Genomic DNA, 18,440 nt, shown 5'->3' on the forward strand with positions numbered 1-18,440 from the left:
GCGGGTATACGGCGGGGCGGTCGTCTACTCCGCGTGCGGCTAGAAGTCGAGGACCATGACGATGGCGTCCTCGCCCTCGTCCACGTAGTAGTTCGGCCGGATGCCCACCGGACGGAAGCCGAGCGACTTGTAGAGCTGGAGCGCGGCCTCGTTGCTGCGGCGCACCTCCAGCGTGGCCAGGGTGCAGCGCCGGCCCTTGCCCCGGGCGAGCACCTCGTCCATGACGGCCCGGGCCACCCCGCGCCGCCGGTGCTCCGGGGCGGTGGCCACGTTGAGCACGTGCACCTCGTCGTGGACGATCCAGAAGATGGCCAGCCCCAGCAGCAGCGGGCCCCCCTCCTTCAGCTCCTCCTCCACGAGGAGGATGGTGGACCACTCGTGCTGCAGCTCGCGCTGGAGCAACTCCGGGGACCAGGGGTTCCGGAAGGCCTGTTTCTCCAGCGCCATCACCGCCGGCATGTCCGCCACCGTCATCTGCCGGATGACGAAGTCGGGCTTCCCGTGCGGCGCGGAGTCTTCGCGCATCCGCCTCATCGCCGCGCCTCCCGCGCGAAGGGGGCCACCCGGCGCACCTGCGCCGAGCCCCGGACCTGGGCCAGCTCCTCCGCCGCCAGCACCCCGTACCGCTCTCGCACCAGCTTCTCCCGGATGGCGGCGCGCACCGCCTCGTAGTCCGAGGGGTACTCGGTTGCGTGCTGCTCGAAGTACCGGCGGACCTCTGTCTCACCCACCTGCGCGCGCAGCCGGATGCGACTGTCCAGGATGCGCTCCGCCCGCAGCCCCCGGGCCAGCACGCCCTCCAGCGCGTTCAGGTCCATGTCGTGCCGCGCGAGGAAGCGGTGCAACGCGGCCTCCCCGCCCACGCGGGCCTGGAACGCGGCCAGCCGCGTCTGGACCTCGGCCGGCTCGGCGGGGAACGCCTGGAGGCGGTCCGCGTTCAGCACCTGGACCCGCTGGTTGATGATGAGCTCCAGGGCGCCTCGGAGCGTGTCCTCGTCGAGCGGGGCCTCCAGGGCCTGCACGCCCCCTCGCTGGACGAGCGCCACCCGGGCCTCGAAGCGCAGCTCGCTCAGGGTGAGCACCTGGCCCTCGATAATGGCCACCACCCGGTCGACGACGCGGGAGTCGGCTTCTGGCGCGGATGCGGTCCGGGCGTCAGGGGCTGGCGGGGGCGCGGCCCGGGCCCCCGTAACGGGCACGAACAGGAGCCAGACCACCAGCCACAGGGTTCCCGCTCCAGCCTGGCGCGGCGCTTCCATGGCCTCCCTCATCTTCCGGCGACTTTATACATCTCCCGCCAACCGGGCACTCCAAGCTGGCGCGCTCCCACCGGCTGGTTACGTTCAATCAGGTACATCACGGCGGGAACAAATGGCGGACGACTATTACCAGATTCTCGGTGTGGACCGCGGGGCTTCGGCGGAGGACGTCAAGAAGGCGTACCGCAAGCTCGCGCGCAAGTACCACCCGGACGTCAATCCCGGGAACAAGGCCGCCGAGGAGAAGTTCAAGCAGGTCAGCTCCGCCTTCGAGGTGCTGTCGGACGCGAAGAAGCGCAAGCTCTACGACGAGTTCGGCCCCGACGCGGAGAAGATCGGCTTCGACGAGAAGAAGGCGGAGGCCTACCGCGCCTACAAGTCCGCGGCCACGAGCGGCGGCGGCGCGGGGGGCATGCCCTTCGGCGCCGAGGGCTTCGACCTGGGCGACCTCTTCAGCGACCTCTTCGGCGGCCGGGGCGGCGCGGGCGCGGGCGCGGGCGGCTTCGACGCGGCCGACATGTTCGGCCGGCGGAGGGCGTCCGGCCCGGAGCGCGGCGAGGACCTGACGGCTCGCGTGCAGCTCACCCTGAACGAGGCCGTCTCCGGCTCCGAGCGGACCCTCTCCATCTCCCGGCCCGGGCGCTGCTCGGCGTGCAGCGGCCGGGGCGACTCGGGGAAGATGGGCACCTGCCCCACCTGCAACGGCACCGGCCGGCCCCGGCGGGCGGGCCTCTTCGGCGGCAGCGGCGTGTGCCCCAACTGCCAGGGTACCGGGCGGGCGATGGAGCCCTGCCCCCAGTGTGGCGGCTCTGGCATCAAGGAGGAGACCACGCGGCTGACGGTGAAGATACCCGCCGGAGTGCAGACGGGCTCCAAGGTGCGGCTGTCCGGCCAGGGCGCCGCCGGCCCCCGGGGCGGCCCTCCGGGCGACCTCTACATCGAGACCGATGTCGCCGAGCACCCGCTGGTGCGCCGCGAGGGCGACGACCTGCACATCGACCTGCCGGTCACGGTGCCGGAGGCCATCCTGGGCGCGGACGTGCGCGTGCCCACCTTCCAGGGGGAGGTGACGGTAAAGGTGCCCGCGGGCTCCCAGTCCGGACGGCGGATGCGCCTGAAGGGGCGCGGGGTGCCCTCTCTCAAGGGCGGGGCGCCCGGCGACCTCTACCTGCACCTCCAGGTGAAGGTGCCCGAGGACGCCAGTGCCGAGGCACGTGCCGCGGCCGAAACACTTTCCCGCGCCTATCGCGACGATGTCCGCCGCGAGCTGACGCTCTGACCCCTTTGTCTCTTGTCCCAGGCGCCGCCTCGGCATAGACGGCACCACCTACTTTCACGCTGTCGCAGGAAACGGAGCACACGCGCACATGGGCCTCTTCGACATCTTCACGGGCGGCTCGGGCCCCGACAAAGCCCTCAAGCTCAAGTCCAAGGTGACCCAGAAGTACGGGGACCCGGCGACACGGCAGAAGGCCATCGAGCAGCTGGGGGAGATGAAGTTCCCCGAGGCCGTCAGCGTGCTGCTCAGCCGCTTCACCATCACCGTGGACCCGCTCACCACGGACGCCGACGAGAAGGAGCGCACGTTCGACCTCGTCAGGAGCTTCGGCAAGGACGCCGTGCCGCCCATCACCGACTTCCTCGGCAAGAACGAGGCGGCCACCTCGTGGGCGCTGCGACTGCTGGGTGAGCTCCTCACGGAGGACGAGGTGCTCGGCGCCTGCGTGGATGCGCTCCGGCACCTGTCCGCGCACTACACGAAGAACCCCGAGAAGAAGGTCGTCCTCCTCCACCACGTCACGGGCAAGGCGGACCCCCGCATTCCGCCGGTCGTCCTCCCCTTCCTCGAGGACATGTCGGACGACGTGAAGATCGCCGCGCTCAAGGCGCTCGGTTCCTTCAAGTACGAGCCGGCTCGCGAGCCCATGCTGAAGCTCCTCACCGCCGACGAGACGGCCCGCCGGGTGCAGACCTCCGCCCTGGCCGCGCTGGCGGAGGGTGGCTTCTCCGTGGACGGCTACCAGACGAAGGTGCAACCGCTCCTCGTGGAGCCGTACGCCCTGGGTCAGGACGGCCGCATCCAGCGCCGGGCCTGAGGTCCGGGCTGTCGGGCAGCCGACACGACCACTGTCCTCCGGAAGGCCCTGCGAGACAGGGCCGTTCCCTCGCGCGCGGAACATGGAGCAGGATCCTCACGTGCGCACGAAGAAGAAGGGGCCGCTGGCCGAAGTCGTACCACTGCGTCCCATTGCGAAGACCGCCAAGAAGCCCGCCCGACGGACGGTGAAGCCTGCCCCTCCGGTGGATGCTGATGTCGCCAACCGTGCCTTGCTGGAGATGGCGCGGCACCTGACGGACAACGCGGGGCCCACCGAGGCCCTGCGCTCCCACCTGCAGACCATCCACGCGCTGCTGAAGCCGAAGGTCTGCTACGTGGCCCGCCACTTCCCCTCTCGCGAGCAGCTCCACGTGGAGCACGTGCGCGGCCGCTACGACGACCGCGTCACCGCCGCCGTCCCGGGCGAGGGCGTCGTGGGACGCGCCTTCGCCACGAAGACGCTCTTGCGCGAGGGCGACACCGTGGCCGTCCCGCTCGAGAGCCCCCAGGGCGTCACCGGCGTGCTGGTGGTGCTCGGGGCCCGGCGCGAGCCCTCGGACACGCTGCTGGAGTCGCTGGCCGCCCAGCTCACCGCCGCCTACGAGGTGGCGCGCCTGCGCGATGACAGCGCCCGCCGCAACAAGGACCTCCAGACGGCCATCGCCGGCCTCAAGAGCCTGGAGCAGAACCGCGAGGAATTGCTCGGCAATGTCTCGCACGACCTGAAGAACCCGCTCACCACCATCAAGTCCTACCTGGCGATGATGGGGCGCGAGAAGCTGGGGCCCCTGACGGACTCCCAGCGCCGCGCGGTGCAGATCTGCGACCGCAACTCGGACCGCATGCTGCGCATGGTGAACGATTTGCTGCTCATGTCCCGGCTCCAGTCCGGGAAGATGCAGCTCAACCAGCGCCCCTTCGGCCTCAAGTCCGTGGCCGAAGAGGTGGTGCGCGCGCTGGGCGCCCTCGCGGAGCACTGCAAGGTGCGCGTCGTGATTCCGCCCTGCCCCGAGGTCTTCGTCCGTGGAGACCGCGAGCGCATCGCCGAGGCCATCCACAACCTCGTCGAGAACGGCATCCACCACAGCGAGGTGGACGACACCGTCGAGGTGCGGGTGTCCGCCGAGGACGGGCTGGCCACGTTCACCGTCAAGGACAGCGGCCCCGGCATGTCCGCCGAGGCGCTGGAGCACGTCTTCGACGCCTTCTACCGCGCGCAGCCGGGCATGCCCCGTCCGCCCGGTGCGGGCCTCGGCCTGCCCCTGGTGGGCAAGATTGTCGCCCTGCACGGCGGGCGAATGGACGCCTCCAGCGTGCTCGGCGAGGGGAGCACCTTCCAGATGGTGCTGCCGATGTTCGCCGGGGCCGTCAGCACGCCGGAACTGAACCAGGCGGCGCCCAAGTCCGGTGGCATCCTCCTCGTCGAGGACGACGCCGACTGCCGCGAGGTCCTCCAACAGGTGCTGGAGCAGGAGGGCTACCGGGTGATGGCCACCTCGGGGGCCTCGGAGGCGCGCTCCATCCTGTCGCACATCCGCCCGGCCATGGTGCTGCTCGACCTGCGGCTGAGCGAGGAGGACGGGCAGTCGGTGCTGCGCTTCATCCGCGGCAACGAGTCGCTGGCCGACATCGTCGTGTACATCATCTCGGGAGCCAGCGAGGTGGCGTCCCTCACCTCGGGCCAGGGGCTGGAGCGCATCGACGGCTTCTTCGAGAAGCCCCTGCAACTGCCCAAGCTGCTGGACACGGTGTCCGCCGTGGTGCGGCCCAGCCGACGGGCACCAGCCGTACCCTGAGTGACGGAATGAGCCTGGGCGCGAACAAGAGGTGGCCGGAAGGCGCCTCGGTTTGTCTAGTATCGCCGCGTTCCCATGAGCTCCTCCGTCTACTCCCGATACCGCGCCGCATTCGCCCAGGGCCTCGCCACGGCCCTGGGTGTGCCGGCGTCCGAGATTGAAGCGCAGATCAAGCCCGCCGAGCCCGCGCACGGTGACTTGAGCTTCGCCACCTTCCCCCTCGCCAAGGCGCAGAAGAAGGCGCCCCCCGCCATCGCCGCCGGGCTCGCCCAGTCGCTCAGCGTGCCGGGGCTCGAAATCAAGGCGGTGGGCCCGTACGTCAACGCCCGCTTCGCCCCCCTCCCCTTCACGGCCGAGGTCATCGACGCGGCGCGCTCGGCGGGGCTGGCCTACGGCGGTGACGCGGACGCGGGACGCGGCAAGACGGTGGCCATCGACTACTCGTCGCCCAACATCGCCAAGCCCATCGGCTTCCACCACATCCGCACCACGTTCCTCGGCCATTGCATCGCCAACATCTACCGGGCGCTGGGCTGGAAGGTGGAGGGCATCAACTACCTGGGCGACTGGGGCAAGCAGTTCGGCCTCGTCGCGGTGGGCTTCCAGGAGTACGGCGACCCGGCGCGCATCGACGACATGGCGCACCTCGTGGAGGTGTACGTCCGGGCCAACAAGCGCGCCGAGGCGGAGCCCGAGTTCGACGAGAAGGCTCGCGAGTTCTTCCGGCGCATGGAGGCGGGCGATGCCGAGGCGCTCAAACTCTGGAATCAGTTCCGAGAGACGAGCATCCGCGGCTTCAAGCAGATCTACGCGCGGATGGGCATCGAGTTCGAGCACATCGAGGGCGAGAGCCGCTACCAGGGAAAGATGGACGCGGTCATCGAGCAGATCGCGAAGAAGCCCGGCGTGAAGGAGTCCCAGGGCGCGCTCATCGTCGATTTGCCCTACGCCGACAACGAGCCGCCCATCCTGCTGAAGAAGAACGACGGCAGCACGCTGTACGCCACGCGCGACCTGGCGGCAGCGGAGGACCGGTACGAGCGCTTCCACTTCGACAAGTCGCTGTACGTCGTGGCGCAGGACCAGGCGCTGCACTTCCGGCAGGTGTTCCGCACGCTCAAGGAGATGGGCCAGCCCTGGGCGGACCGGGTGGTGCATGTGGCCTTCGGCCGCATCCACGGCATGAGCACGCGCAAGGGTCAGGTGGTGCAGCTCAGCGAGGTGCTCGACGAGGCGAAGGAGCGCGCCTCCGCGAAGGTGAAGGAGAACATCGAGGCCGGCCGCATCCACACGGGCGACGCGGACCAGCTCTCCGAGCAGATCGGCCTGGGTGCCATCGCCTTCGGCGACCTCAAGCACAAGCGAGCCAGCGACTACACCTTCGACTGGGACGAGGTGCTCAGCTTCGAGGGCCACACCGGCCCCTATCTCCAGTACGCCCACGCGCGCACCGTCAGCGTGCTGCGCAAGGGCGGTGGCGCGCCCGCGAGCTACGATGCGTCCCTGCTGACGCTGCCCGAGGAGCAGGCGCTGCTGCGCGAAATCATGCGCCTGCCCGAGGTGGTGCGCGACGCGGCCGAGCAGTACGAGCCGAGCCTCGTGGCGCGCCTGCTGCTGGACGTGGCCGCCGCCTTCAGCCGCTACTTCACCGCCGGCAACCAGGACCGCGAGAAGCGCATTCTCGTAGAGGACAATGATGCACTTCGCGCGGCGCGACTGGCGCTGACGGACGCCACCCGGGTTACGCTGGCGGCGGGCCTGACGCTTCTGGGCATTCCGACGCCGGACAACATGTAGCCGGGGGGCTACCGTGGACACCGTGCTGACTCAGACTGGGAATCAGGGTGAGGCCTCGCTGAAGGAAGAGTTCGGCCCCATGGGCCGGGCGCTGGGAGCCCGTTATCTGGACGGGGTCCACTTCTCCGCGGAGACCGAGGACGAGCTGCGCTCCCTCCACGCGAAGGGCTTCGTGGTGCACGTCATGCGCTCCACGGCGTGGGTGAACTTCCTCTACCTGACCTGGGCCATGGTCCGCAGGGCGCTGCCTCCCGTGCGCGCCGTCTGCAACCTGCGGCCGTGGTTCACCCGCCCCTGGCGGCAGACGAAGCACCGCGGCGACTACGCGCAGCGCTTCGAGTACGCACGGCAGAATGGCGGCAGCGGGCTCGTCTTCCTGCGCCGCACGGCGCTGCTGGCCCCCTCCGGGAAGGAGACGCGCGAGGACCCCTTCCCCGCCCTGGTGGCCATGGCGCGCCAGTCTGACCGGCCGATGTACCTGGTGCCGGAATTGTTCATCTGGGAGAAGCGCACCGCGCGCCTCAAGCCCAACTGGGTGGACATCGTGTTCGGGAGCCCGGAGGCACCGGGCTTCCTGCACTCGATGCTCGCGTTCTTCCGCAACTACAAGCGCGCGCAGTTCCGCGTGGGCGAGCCCATCGACCTGCGGCGCTTCGTGGAGGAGAACCCGAAGGACTCGGACGAGGTGCTGGCGCGCAAGGTGCGCAGCACGCTCCACGTCCACCTGGCCCGCGAGACGCGCGCCGTGTTCGGTCCGCCGGTGAAGCCCGCCGCCCGGGTCATCGACGAGACGCTGCGAGACAGGGCCCTGCGCAAGGTGCTGGACGAGCACGCCGCCTCGACGAACCGCAAGCAGGAGAGCGTGCTGCGCGAGGCCCGCCGCAACCTGGAGGCCATCGCCGCGAGGCCCAGCCCCACCACGCTGGCCTTCATCGCGCCCGTGCTGGAGTGGGTGTTCAACCGCATCTACGACGGCATCGAGGTGGACGAGGCGGGCCTGCACCGCGCACTCAAGGCCGCCGGCAAGGCACCGCTCGTCCTGTGCCCCAGCCACAAGAGCCACGTCGACTACTTGGTGATGAGCTGGATTCTGTGGAGCCGCGGCTACACCGTGCCGCTGGTCGCCGCGGGCGCCAACCTCTCCTTCTGGCCGCTGGGCTCCATCTTCCGCCGCTGCGGCGCGTTCTTCCTGCGCCGCTCGTTCAAGGACGACAAGGTCTACTCCGCGGCCTTCAAGGCGTACGTCCGCAAGCTCGTGCATGACGGCACCCACCAGGAGTTCTTCCCCGAGGGCGGGCGCTCGCGAACGGGCAAGCTGCTGACACCCAAGCTGGGCATGTTCACCTGGCAGGTGGAGTCCGTGCTCGAAGGCGCGCGCAACGACCTCATGTTCGTGCCCGTCGCCATCGACTACGAGAAGGTCGTGGAGTCCGGCAGCTACTCGAAGGAGCTGGCCGGAGGGGAGAAGAAGCCGGAGGACCTGAAGGCGCTCCTGAGCACGCCCAAGGTGCTGGCGGCGCGCTACGGACGCATCCATCTGAGCTTCGACGAGCCCATCTCCCTGCAGGAATTCATGCAGGCTCGCGGGCTCAATCCCGAAGAGCCGGTGACGGACGAGCAGAAGAAGAGCCTGGTGCGCGCGCTGGGCAACCGGGTGATGTACGGCATCAGCAAGGTATCCACCGTGACGCCGCACGCGCTGGTGAGCACCGCCCTGCTGGCGCACCGCCGGCGCGGCCTCACGCAGCGCGAACTGGCGGACCGCATCAGCGTCCTGCGCCGCATCGCCCTGGAGGACGGCTCGCCGCTGTCCGTGGAGCTGCGCAACGCCCCGAGCAACCCCGAGACGATGGGGCCCATCCAGGACGCCATGCGCACCTTCATCTCCGACGAGATGGTGCGCACCCAGGAGGCGCGCGGCGAGGTCATCTACCAGGTGGAGGACGCCCGCCGCCCGGAGATGTCCTTCTACAAGAACACGCTGATGAACCTGATGGCCGCGCGCAGCCTCGTGGCCAACGCGTTGCTCGCGGGCGGCTCTCCCGCGCCGTACGACGACGTGAAGGCCCGGGCGCTGTTCCTGTCGCGCCTCTTCAAGGTGGAGTTCATCTACCGGGTGGGCCTCACTTTCGACACCATCTTCGCGGAGACGGTGGAGCGGCTCGTGCGCATGGGCCTGGTGATGCACGAGGGCGACACGCTGACGCTCGCCCCCGAGCCCCACGCTCGCCCGGAGCTGGAGTTCCTGGCGGACCTGCTTCGCGACTACCTGGAGGCGTACCTGCTGGCGGCGATGACGCTGGAGGACGTGGCCACGGGCGTTGCGACGGACCGCAAGGCCTTCATCAAGCTCGCCCTGGAGACGGGCCGCGCGGAGTACCACGCGGGCCGCATCACCGCCGCCGAGTCCCTGGCCAAGGTCACCCTGGAGAACGCGGTGGCCTACCTGCTGGACCAGAAGTACCTCGTCGAGAAGGACAAGAAGCTCGAGGTGGTCACCACCGAGCAGGGCGAACGGAACCGGAAGCAGCTCGCCGACGACATCCGCGAGTACCTCAAGCGGGCATGAGCATGCCGCCGCGGTCCCTCCTTCCCGTGGTGCTCTGCTCCGCGGCCCTGCTCTCGTGCCGGAGCACGCCGCCGACGGCTCCTGCTGCGCGTACGCACGCCTGCGGCACGTCCATCACCGACGTGGCGTGGATGGCGGGCGACTGGCAGGGCCCGTCAGGTCCGGGAACGGTGGATGAGCATTGGACCCAGGCGTCGGGGGACTCCATGCTCGGGATGAGCCGCTTCGTCTCGCAGGGCAGGACGGTGTTCTTCGAGTACCTGCGCATCGAGGCGCGGCCGGACGGGCTCTATTACATCGCCCATCCGAAGGCCCGCCCGGGCGTCGAGTTCAAGCTCGTGCGCTGCTCGGAGCGGGAAGCGCTCTTCGAGAACCCCGAGCATGACCACCCGAAGCGCATCCTCTACCGGCGCGAGTCGGCGGACAGGCTCACCGCACGCGTCGAGGGTGACGAGGGTGGCAAGGCCGTCGCGGAGGACTTCCTCTACACGCGGATGTAGCTCACGGCCCGGCGGTGGTGCGGAAGGCCACGCGCACCTCGCCGGTCAGCGGGTTGCCCTCCAGGTCCGTGAGGCTGTCTCGCAGCACCAGCGTGTAGGCCATGCCCGGCTGGAGCGTGCTGCCCTCCGCCGCCGTGGCCTCCACCGTGTACGGCCGGTCTCCCCGCTCCACATCGGCATCCACGTCGGACACTTCGGGTGCGGCCAGCGTGAGCGCCACCTCGTCCCGGCCCGCGAAGACGGCGATTCCCGGGCGCAGGGTGCGCGGGTCCATCGTCTCGGAGAAGGTGATGCGCAGCGTCCCGCCCGGCGCCACCGTGCCTCCCGCGACGGGCGTCGTGGACAGCACCTCCGGCGGGTCCGTATCGCGGCGGGAGTAGATGGGGTCTCCGGGGTCCAGGCACCCCGTCAATGAGGAGAGAGCAGCGAACACGAGGCCTCGCGGAAACATGAGCCGCCGCATCACCGGCACCCCTTCTCCGCCAGGCTTTCCGGCGTGTGGCACTTGAGGCAGGCCCTGTCGTTGGCCCCCGCCAGCCGCTTGCAGGCCTGCGTGAAGCCCGCCGGGTGCGGGTTTATCTGCCGGCGCGTGGACAGTGACGAGTGACAGCTCGTGCACGACTCCTCGCGGTGGCAGGAGATGCAGCTCCCGATGTCCCTCGACGCGGCGATGCCATGGTGCTGCGGCCCGATGATCTCCACCCACGCCTGGTAGTCCGGATGCACCTTCAGGTTGCGCGGGCGCAGCGAGGCATCCGCGTCCATGCCCACGCCAGTGCGCTCGTGGCACGCCACGCAGAAGGACTGGGCGCGGTGGCAGCTCTCGCAGCGCGGCGTGCCCGCGCGAGCCTGCACCGGGTGCAGCGTGATGTAGTCATTGGGGTGCACGGACAGCGGCTTCTGCATGCCGTCATGGCAGGTCTGGCAGTAGCTCTCGCTGTGGCACTGCTGGCACGTCAGCCGGTCCACCGTCGCGCGGGGGCCGTGGTTGAACTCGTAGCGCGGCCCGTGGTCCAGCCCCAGCGGGTTGCCCTGCATGGGACGCAGCAGCCCCGCGTCGAACGTGAGTCTCAGCCGTCCCGAGGCCTCCGTCGGGTGGCAGCTCTTGCACGTGTTGGACGCCACGTTGCCGTCATGGCACGTGAAGCATGTCGCCATCTTCGGCAGTTGCTGCCTCGTGGCGAGCTGCACGTCCTTCATCTCGCCGTGGCACACCGTGCAGTCCACCTTCTTCTCCACGTGCTGCTGGTGGCTGAAACGCAGGTTGGCGGACGGCACCACCAGCTTCGCGGGCTCCATGCGCACGGTGGGGTCGAAGCCCGGGTGGCACGTCGTGCACGAGGACGGCGGGTCCGTGCGCTTGCCCTTCCTCGCCGCGTCGATGTCGTGGCACGTCTCGCACTCCTCGTGCCCGGGGAGGTTGCGGTCCTTCGGGGACTGGCTGGTGCGCGCGGCGTCGTGGCAGGTGACGCACTCGGCGCCGGCCTCCAGGTGCTGGCCGTGGTCGAAGCGCAGCGGCACATGCTGCGCGGGGTACACGGCCAGGCTGCGCTCACGGCCCGTGGCGGCCCAGGCCACGCCAGCGCCCACCAGCAGCGACAGCGTGGCCAGCCCCAGCAACACGGTGCGGTTCGGACGGTGCGGCATCTACAGGCTCGCCTTCAGGTCGAAGAGCAGGAAGCCCTTCGTGTCCGAGTCGGTGAAGGAATTGACGTTCTGCTCCAGCACCAGCGACAGCCGAGCCGCGCGGCTCAAGGCCCGGCTGGCCCACACCTGCGCGCCGTAGAAGTTGCCGCCCAGCCGCGGGTTGAAGCTATCGAAGATGCGCGCGAAGGACAGCCGCCCGTCCAGCGTGAGGCCGTCGCGGCCGAAGCTGTAGCCGCCCGTCAGGTCCGCCCAGAGCTGGTCCCCGCCGTAGCCCGTGCGGTACGTCACGTCCAGCGCCGAGCGGAAGTCGCCCTTCCGCAGCGCCGCACCGACCGCTCCACCCACGCTGCGCGTCTCCGGAGCGCCCTCCCCGTCCACCTGCGATGCGAGACCCAGCTCCGGGTTGAGGTCGTCGTGGTACAGGCTGCCAATGCCCTGCACGTAGTAGCGCAGCGCGCCCACGGGCAGGAAGTCCACGCGCACCCGCGCCTCGTCCCTCGGGGCCCACGCGAAGTAGTACCAGATGGAGTCCGCGTGCCGTCGAGCTGGTACACCGACGAGCCGAGGACGCTCGCGCCCTTCACCCACAGCCCGCCGATGGCCTCCACGCCCAGGCCCAGCCTGCTCACGTACCGAAGCCGCAGTCCGTCGAACGCGAGGATGTCCGTCACGTCCGCGTAGAGCTGCCGCCCCAGCCGCCCCTCGAAGCCGCCCTTCGCGTAGCGCACGTAGGCGTGGAGCAACTCCGCGTCCTCGGACTTGAGCCCGTCCACCAGCGCCGCTTCGCCGCGCGGCAGGCCGAAGTCCGCCCAGACGCGCAGGTTGGACTCGAAGCCCATGTCCTGACCGGTGACGAGCTCGAAGGCGTTGAGGCCCAGGTACTGGACGATGCGCCGGCGCGGCAGCAGCACCGGGTCCTCCGGCGTGGTGCCACGCCACGCGCGGATCTGGTACGCCTGCGCCTCGGTGCGCGCCTCCACCTGGAACGCCGCCGCGTGCGACGTCACCGCTCCCAGGCCGAGCCACAGGGTGCCCAGGGCCCCCAGGGTCCGCGAGCACCTGCACCACGTCCGCCGCGCTGTTCGAGCCAGGATGAAGGACGTCAACGTGCGGACAGTATAGGAAGCCGCACCGCGGGCAGTTCGGCATTTCGTAACAAGGAGACGAAACGGTGGAAGATTCCGGTCCCAGCGACTCACAGCCGCCGCAGCCGCCCGAGCCTCCCCCGGCTCCGACGAGCCCGCGCACGATGGCGGTGGCGGGCAGCGCGCTCGCGCTGGCGCTCTTCATCACCGTGGGCGGCATCGTGCAGTTCATCAACCCGGCCTTCGGCATCTGGTTCACCGAGCTGTTCGTCTTCCTCGGCCTGGGCTGGGTGATGCTGCGCTTCAACGGCTGGCGGCCGCGTGAGTACACCGGGCTGACGCCTGCACCGCGCGCGGCCACCCTCTTCGGCTTCCTGCTGGGCGTGGCCAACTTCTTCGCGCTGGTGGTGCCCATCCAGTTCGGGGCCCAGAGCCTCGCTCCGGAGTGGCTGACGAAACTGTTCGACGCCTCGCGCCTCTTCGAGGGCCAGTCACCCGTGGAGCTGGCCCTGCTCCTCTCGGGCGTGTCCGTGGCCGCACCGCTGTGCGAGGAGTTCTTCTTCCGCGGCATCCTCCAGCGGGGGCTGACGCCCGCGCCTCCGGCCTCTCCGATGCGCGCGCTGGTGGTGACGGCCGTGGTGTTCAGCGCGTTCCACCTGGACCCGGTGGGCTTCGCCGCACGTGTGGAATTGGGGCTGCTCTTCGGGTGGCTCTACCTGCGCACCGGCTCGCTCTGGCCGAGCATCGCGGCGCACGCGGCCAACAACCTCGTGTCCTCCGTGCTCTTCCTCGCGGCGAAGGCCCTGGGACAGGAATCCACCGACGGGGAGACGGACCCGCGCGCCGTGCTGGCGCTGGCGGGCCTGGGCTTCGTCGGCCTGTCCGCGCTCTTCACCGCCGCGCGCCACTACCCGGGGCTCCTGGGCGGGCAGGCCCGAGCCACCGATGAGGAAGCACGAGCACCCGAGCCGCGCCCCTCACTGGCAGGGCTGCTGCTGCCGTGGGTGATGGCCGCCACGCTGTCGCTGGTCGCGCTGGGTGCGGTGGATGCGCGCGGCATCTCCCTCAACTTCTACGACGCGCAGCACTCGCTGCCCGAGCTCGAGAAGGACTCTCCCCCCGGGCTCCAGGCAGAGCGAAAGGCACTCCAGGTGCTCCGCAACTCGGCGCGCCGTGGCGAGACGTCAATGGAGGCCTACCACGAGGAGCGCGAGCGGCAGGCCCACGCACACCGCCGGGCCCTGGGCCTCCAGAAGGAGCCCTGACCCGGCGGGAGCACGCCTGCCGTCAGACGAAGCGGTACGAGCTGACGTGGAACACGGGGCCCACCATGGCGCTGGTGAGCAGGTCCTTGTCCACGCGGCCCTCGGCTTCGATTCGCTGGCCGTCCTTCTTGATCTTCCGGTCGCCGCCAGCGAGCTGGTACGTGGTGCCGTCGTCGCCCTCGAGCACCCACACGCCGGTTTCGATGTCTCGGAAGACGACGCGGCCGGTGAGCTTCACGGCTCATCCTTCTTGAGCATCGCGCGGGCGATGACGATGCAGAGGACGGTGTTGAAGCCCAGCCACGGCTTGGCCAGGAAGGTGAAGGGCATCCACGCCAGCGCCGGAGCCCCCGCCCACGCGGAGTACGCGAGGAAGCCCGCGAAGCCGAGCGCCAGGCCGCCCACCGCCGCGCGCAGACCGCGCCACTTGATGGAAGGCAGCGAGAGCAGCAGCGGGATGAGCGCGCTGTAGAACAGCGGGTTCACCGTCTTGCCACGGCCGAAGATGATGCGCTCCCAGTCGGGGATGGGCAGCGAGGCCACGTTCACCACGTCACCCGCGGCGCCCTCCGCGCCACCGAACCAGTTCTTCAGGAAGAAGGCGCCCACCGTGGACAGCAGCAGCGGGAGCAGGAACGCGGGCTTGAAGAGCACGTTGAGGTAGCCGGGACGGGCGCCCCCACGCAGCGTCAGCAGCACGAAGGCCAGCAGCGCGAGCGCCCAGTACAGCGGCGGCCACTGGGACAGCCCGCCGCTCAGCGACGCCAGCGAGGCCTCCGCGTTGAGCAGGCCGTGGCCGTACTGCTCGCTCCACGCCTGGTCCGCGACCTTCTTCGCACCGGCGTACAGCGCCTTCTCCACCTCGTCCGGACCCTTGGCGCCGGCCGCGTACAGCATGGCGGCCACCGCGGCCACGTGCGGGGTGGCCATGCTGGTGCCCTGGTACGAGGCATAGACGGACTGCGCCGGATTGCGCGGGTCGATGGTGTTCTGGAGGATGCCGCCCTGGTCGCCACGGCGCTTGTCACCACCCGGCGCGGCGATGTCCAGCTCCTTGCCATAGGACGAGTACGGCGCGAGCACACCATCCGGCCCCACCGCCGACACCGCCACCGCGCCCGGGTAGGCCGCGGGGAACTCGACGCGAGCGCGCCCGCCGTTGCCGGCCGCCGCGACCACGGTGACGCCCTTCTTGCGCGCGTACTCCACCGCGCTCGCCATCACCTGCGAGTAGCCGCCGCCGCCCAGGGACATGTTGATGACGTTGGCGCCCTTGTCCGCCGCGAAGCGGATGGCGTCCGCGATGTCCGCCGTGGTGCCGCCACCGAAGTGGTTGAGCACCTTCACCGGCATCAGGGTCGCCTCGAAGGCCACGCCCGCCACGCCCTCCTTGTTGTTGGTGGCCTGGGCAATCGTGCCCGCCACGTGCGTGCCGTGACCGTGGTCGTCATTGGCGTGCTCGTCGTCGTTCACGAAGTCGTAGCCCTTCACGAACTTCACGCCCTTGAGGTCCGGTACCTGCTTGAACTCGTCGTAGTCCTCGTAGGCGATGCCAGTGTCGAGCACCGCCACCACCACGCCCTTGCCGTGGTTGCGATCCCACGCCTTGGGCATGTCGATCATCCGGAGGTTCCACTGCTCCGAGTACTTGGGGTCGTTCGGCGTGAAGCTCGCCCGGACCTCCATCAGCGGCTCGGCGGCCTCCACGTTGGGGTTCTGCCGGATGCGCGCCAGCGTGCCCTCGACGTCATCCACGCCCACCGCCAGGGTGAGGGCCTCGTCGGCGCTCTCCACGGAGTTGAGCTCCAGGTCCACGCCCCAGTCGGCCTCCCAGGCGTCGAACTCGGCCTTGGTGGTGCCATCCTTGAAGTCCACGACGATGGCGCCATCCACCACGTCCATGGGCTCGAGTGCTTCGGCCGCGACAGCCTCTGCTTCCGTCGGCGGCGGCGCCTGCTCATCGGAGCGAGATGCGCACGCGGTCGCCAGCGTCACGGCCAGCACCGCGCCACCCAGGGTCCATCGCACCATCCGCATCGGGCTACTCCTTGAGGAACGAGGCTCTTCCAGAAGACCCCTACGAACGAACGACGAAACGATTGGGTCTGCACTCACAGTCTGTACGCCCCCTCTCCCGGCGTGCAAGGGCCCGGAGGTAAAGAAACGTGAAGAAGTCCACGGGGTTGCACGGGCATCGGTCATCCCCCGGAGAGCCGGCGCAGCCAGGCGGCCACGGCCCGTCCGACCTGGGGGAGGTTGCGCTGGAAGGTCGCCCCGGCATCGTCGATGACCTCTAAATCGCCCCCCGCCTGGGCGACAGCGGCGGACACCCTGGCCCGGGGCAGTCGGGCGTCCTGCTCCCCCTGGATGACCAGGAGCGGACACGCCACCCGACCCAGGACGTCCGGGGCCACGTCCGCGGGCGCCACCAGGCACAGCCCCCCCACGGAGGGGTGCTTCGCCTGGAGCGCCAGGGCCACCTGCGCCCCGCCATGGAGCGAGGCCACCGCCAGCGCCGACGTGCCCGCGTTCTCCATCAGCATCCGCATGGCCGCCTCGGCGTCCTCCAGGAGCGCCAGGTCCTTGCCCCGCGTGCCCTGGCTGGCGCCCACACCCCGGTGGTTGAAGCGCAGCGTGGGGAAGCCCGCGTTGGCCGCCGCCCAGACCAGTTCCGACGCGATGACGTGGTCCATGCCGCCGCCCTCGTCCGGACGGGGTGGAATCACCAGCAGCGGCGGGGCCTTGGTGCCACGGTGGGCCGTGCCCTCCATCACCTCGCGGCCCACCGGAACCAGCGTGGCACGCTCCAGGAACTGACCTTTCTGGACCATGCTCCCACCTTAACCTTCCAGGTGCGCGGCGGCCCGGCCCGGGTGTGTGGGCACATCTCCCCACACTCGAATCATCCAGCCCCACGCAACTTCCCGGGTCCCCGAGTGACAATGGAGAACACCGACGTCCACGTCCTCTCCCCTGAGCACCCCGTAGGAGCCCCCAGCATGAGCCTCATCGAGCGCGGCCGGAACCTCATCACCAAGATTGGCACCGGCACCCAGAAGGCCGTCGAGACCGCCCAGACGGCGGCGAACACGGTGAAGACGACCGCGCAGACCGTGGGCCAGAAGGCCGCCACCGTGGTGGACGGCTTCGAGAGCAAGGCCGCCCAGGCGGCCCACACCGTCGCGGGCGTGTTCACCGCTCCGGCGGGCGCGAAGGACAAGGCGTACGACGGCAAGCTGGTGGGCGCGGGGGGCCAGACGTTCGAGCCCGGCACACCGCTGAGCCAGATTCCCGCCGTCACGCCGCGCAACAACCCGAACGCGACGTCCACCGTCATCTACGTCAACGGCATCTCCACGGACAAGAACGGCCAGTCCGCGGAGCTGCAGGCCATCGCGGACAAGTCGGGCATGCGCGCCATCGGCATCCACAACGCCACCGAGGGCATGGTCTCCGACCTCCTCCAGTGCGTGAAGGACAAGCTGGACAAGGGCAAGAACCCCGCCGTGGACACGCTCGCCGACACCATCTACTCCGAGCTGAAGGCGGGCCGCTCGGTGAACCTGATGGGCTACAGCCACGGTGGGCTCATCACCTCGCGGGCGCTCAACGACGTGGCGCGCCGGCTGCGCATCGAAGATGGGATGTCCAAGACGCAGGTGGAGCAGACGATGAGCCGCCTCAACGTGGAGACGTTCGGCGCCGCCGCCTGCACGTACCCGGACGGCCCCAACTACGTGCACTACGTCAACGACAAGGACCTCGTCCCCACCCTCTTCGGCCTCGGCGGGAGCGGCAAGAGCCCGGCGGACCTGCTGCGCGACGCGGGCAAGGGCGCCAAGGTGCACTACTTCTCCGAGAAGGGTGCGTTCAGCGGCGCGCACGCGCTGGCGGACACGTACCTGAAGCACCGCGTGCCCTTCGAGGAGGGCCGGGCCGGCCGCTTCTAGCGCGAGTCGTGCTATGTAGGCGCTCATGAACATCGAAGAGGCGCAGCGACTGGTACAGGCCTTCATGCGGACCCAGGGCGAGCAGAACAGCCCGGGTCTCAACCCGCAGGGGTTCGGTGGTCTCGCCAAGGGCGAGGCGCAGCTGTACTTCGAGTTCGTCCCCACGTCGGGCGAGCTCAAGTGCAGCGCGCTCATCTACCGCTTCCGCGACGCCCCCCGGCCCGGAGTCCTCGACGGCTTCCTCGCCGAGGAGAAGGCCGGCACCGACACCGGCGGCGGCAAGGTGGACTTCGAGAAGGAGAGCAAGAGCCTCTTTCTCAGCCGCACGTACCCCATGGCGCCTCCGGACCAGTCGTTCGAGCTCGGCATGAACAAGCTGATGGCCGCGAGCCTCGTCTGGGGCGGCGAGGTCTTCGAGCGCGTCGCCGCGAAGGTGATTCCCGCGAAGAAGTAGACGGGGTGCTCGGGACCCGA

18 protein-coding genes are annotated in these 18,440 nt (G+C 69.8%); 9 read left to right on the forward strand and 9 right to left on the reverse strand.

Annotated elements, in window-relative coordinates; genetic code table 11:
* Positions 1-39: 39 nt before the first annotated feature.
* A complete protein-coding gene (gene rimI / locus OV427_RS00880) occupies positions 40-534 on the reverse strand; it encodes a ribosomal protein S18-alanine N-acetyltransferase (RefSeq protein ID WP_267854209.1) in 495 nt (164 codons plus the stop codon).
* On the reverse strand, positions 531-1,259 hold the full coding sequence (locus OV427_RS00885; RefSeq protein WP_267854210.1) for a hypothetical protein: 729 nt from the start codon (positions 1,257-1,259) through the stop codon (positions 531-533). Before OV427_RS00885 ends, rimI begins: the two co-directional genes overlap by 4 nt.
* Positions 1,260-1,371: 112 nt before the next feature.
* Between OV427_RS00885 and OV427_RS00890 the strand changes: the two genes are divergently transcribed.
* The 6 genes from OV427_RS00890 (at position 1,372) to OV427_RS00915 (ending at position 10,019) form a co-directional block, all read left to right on the forward strand.
* The gene (locus OV427_RS00890) at positions 1,372-2,538 is read left to right on the forward strand and encodes a J domain-containing protein (RefSeq protein WP_267854211.1); all 1,167 of its coding nucleotides are present in this window, start codon (positions 1,372-1,374) and stop codon (positions 2,536-2,538) included.
* A gap of 88 nt (positions 2,539-2,626) precedes the next feature.
* Entirely contained in the window at positions 2,627-3,355 is a 729-nt protein-coding gene (locus OV427_RS00895; protein ID WP_267854212.1) for a HEAT repeat domain-containing protein, read from the forward strand.
* Between the two features lie 100 nt (positions 3,356-3,455).
* Complete coding sequence (locus OV427_RS00900; protein ID WP_267854213.1) at positions 3,456-5,153, forward strand: hybrid sensor histidine kinase/response regulator; 1,698 nt, start codon at positions 3,456-3,458, stop codon at positions 5,151-5,153.
* Positions 5,154-5,228: 75 nt separating this feature from the next.
* A complete protein-coding gene (gene argS / locus OV427_RS00905; protein WP_267854214.1) occupies positions 5,229-6,950 on the forward strand; it encodes an arginine--tRNA ligase in 1,722 nt (573 codons plus the stop codon).
* A gap of 79 nt (positions 6,951-7,029) precedes the next feature.
* On the forward strand, positions 7,030-9,519 hold the full coding sequence (locus OV427_RS00910; RefSeq protein WP_420718344.1) for a 1-acyl-sn-glycerol-3-phosphate acyltransferase: 2,490 nt from the start codon (positions 7,030-7,032) through the stop codon (positions 9,517-9,519).
* 2 nt (positions 9,520-9,521) lie between these two features.
* Positions 9,522-10,019, forward strand: coding sequence for a DUF6265 family protein (locus OV427_RS00915; RefSeq protein WP_267854216.1), 498 nt, complete (start codon positions 9,522-9,524; stop codon positions 10,017-10,019).
* 1 nt (position 10,020) lies between these two features.
* Here OV427_RS00915 and OV427_RS00920 read toward each other — a convergent pair whose 3' ends face one another.
* The 4 genes from OV427_RS00920 to OV427_RS00935 are packed head-to-tail and all read right to left on the reverse strand — an operon-like array spanning position 10,021 to position 12,772.
* Positions 10,021-10,452: an Ig-like domain-containing protein gene (locus tag OV427_RS00920; protein ID WP_267854217.1), complete on the reverse strand. Its 432-nt coding sequence runs from the start codon at positions 10,450-10,452 to the stop codon at positions 10,021-10,023.
* A 29-nt stretch (positions 10,453-10,481) separates the two neighbouring features.
* Positions 10,482-11,666: a cytochrome c3 family protein gene (locus OV427_RS00925; protein WP_267854218.1), complete on the reverse strand. Its 1,185-nt coding sequence runs from the start codon at positions 11,664-11,666 to the stop codon at positions 10,482-10,484.
* Positions 11,667-12,011: a hypothetical protein gene (locus tag OV427_RS00930; RefSeq protein ID WP_267854219.1), complete on the reverse strand. Its 345-nt coding sequence runs from the start codon at positions 12,009-12,011 to the stop codon at positions 11,667-11,669. It abuts the gene before it with no gap.
* A complete protein-coding gene (locus OV427_RS00935; protein ID WP_267854220.1) occupies positions 11,951-12,772 on the reverse strand; it encodes a hypothetical protein in 822 nt (273 codons plus the stop codon). Before OV427_RS00935 ends, OV427_RS00930 begins: the two co-directional genes overlap by 61 nt.
* A gap of 65 nt (positions 12,773-12,837) precedes the next feature.
* Between OV427_RS00935 and OV427_RS00940 the strand changes: the two genes are divergently transcribed.
* Positions 12,838-14,016 carry a type II CAAX endopeptidase family protein gene (locus OV427_RS00940; protein WP_267854221.1) on the forward strand — a complete coding sequence of 393 codons (1,179 nt, stop codon included), beginning with the start codon at positions 12,838-12,840 and terminating at the stop codon, positions 14,014-14,016.
* Positions 14,017-14,038: 22 nt separating this feature from the next.
* Here the strand turns inward: OV427_RS00940 and OV427_RS00945 are convergent, their stop codons facing one another.
* The 3 genes from OV427_RS00945 to OV427_RS00955 all read right to left on the reverse strand — a co-directional run bounded on the left by OV427_RS00945 (position 14,039) and on the right by OV427_RS00955 (position 16,847).
* Entirely contained in the window at positions 14,039-14,254 is a 216-nt protein-coding gene (locus OV427_RS00945) for a DUF5818 domain-containing protein (protein ID WP_163999391.1), read from the reverse strand.
* Positions 14,251-16,053, reverse strand: coding sequence for a S8 family serine peptidase (locus OV427_RS00950; RefSeq protein ID WP_267854222.1), 1,803 nt, complete (start codon positions 16,051-16,053; stop codon positions 14,251-14,253). Before OV427_RS00950 ends, OV427_RS00945 begins: the two co-directional genes overlap by 4 nt.
* A 161-nt stretch (positions 16,054-16,214) precedes the next feature.
* Entirely contained in the window at positions 16,215-16,847 is a 633-nt protein-coding gene (locus OV427_RS00955; RefSeq protein ID WP_267854223.1) for an alpha/beta hydrolase, read from the reverse strand.
* A gap of 168 nt (positions 16,848-17,015) precedes the next feature.
* On the opposite strand from OV427_RS00955, the gene OV427_RS00960 reads away from it, so the two are divergent.
* Together OV427_RS00960 and OV427_RS00965 are read left to right on the forward strand one after the other, a co-directional pair.
* Positions 17,016-17,966 (forward strand): hypothetical protein, encoded by a 951-nt coding sequence (locus OV427_RS00960; protein WP_267854224.1) that lies wholly within the window; start codon positions 17,016-17,018, stop codon positions 17,964-17,966.
* Positions 17,967-17,991: 25 nt separating this feature from the next.
* Positions 17,992-18,420, forward strand: coding sequence for a hypothetical protein (locus tag OV427_RS00965; RefSeq protein ID WP_267854225.1), 429 nt, complete (start codon positions 17,992-17,994; stop codon positions 18,418-18,420).
* Positions 18,421-18,440: the final 20 nt, after the last annotated feature.

Origin of the sequence: Pyxidicoccus sp. MSG2, from assembly GCF_026626705.1 — a bacterium.
GTDB lineage: Bacteria > Myxococcota > Myxococcia > Myxococcales > Myxococcaceae > Myxococcus.

Bases quoted from the DNA above. Each gene is read 5' to 3' on its own strand.
- argS (WP_267854214.1), top strand. From the start codon at position 5,229: ATGAGCTCCTCCGTCTACTCCCGATACCGCGCCGCATTCGCCCAGGGC.
- OV427_RS00885 (WP_267854210.1), bottom strand. From the start codon at position 1,259: ATGGAAGCGCCGCGCCAGGCTGGAGCGGGAACCCTGTGGCTGGTGGTC.
- OV427_RS00955 (WP_267854223.1), bottom strand. From the start codon at position 16,847: ATGGTCCAGAAAGGTCAGTTCCTGGAGCGTGCCACGCTGGTTCCGGTG.
- OV427_RS00895 (WP_267854212.1), top strand. From the start codon at position 2,627: ATGGGCCTCTTCGACATCTTCACGGGCGGCTCGGGCCCCGACAAAGCC.
- OV427_RS00950 (WP_267854222.1), bottom strand. From the start codon at position 16,053: ATGCGGATGGTGCGATGGACCCTGGGTGGCGCGGTGCTGGCCGTGACG.
- OV427_RS00925 (WP_267854218.1), bottom strand. From the start codon at position 11,666: ATGCCGCACCGTCCGAACCGCACCGTGTTGCTGGGGCTGGCCACGCTG.
- OV427_RS00910 (WP_420718344.1), top strand. From the start codon at position 7,030: ATGGGCCGGGCGCTGGGAGCCCGTTATCTGGACGGGGTCCACTTCTCC.
- OV427_RS00890 (WP_267854211.1), top strand. From the start codon at position 1,372: ATGGCGGACGACTATTACCAGATTCTCGGTGTGGACCGCGGGGCTTCG.
- OV427_RS00965 (WP_267854225.1), top strand. From the start codon at position 17,992: ATGAACATCGAAGAGGCGCAGCGACTGGTACAGGCCTTCATGCGGACC.
- OV427_RS00915 (WP_267854216.1), top strand. From the start codon at position 9,522: ATGCCGCCGCGGTCCCTCCTTCCCGTGGTGCTCTGCTCCGCGGCCCTG.
- rimI (WP_267854209.1), bottom strand. From the start codon at position 534: ATGAGGCGGATGCGCGAAGACTCCGCGCCGCACGGGAAGCCCGACTTC.
- OV427_RS00960 (WP_267854224.1), top strand. From the start codon at position 17,016: ATGAGCCTCATCGAGCGCGGCCGGAACCTCATCACCAAGATTGGCACC.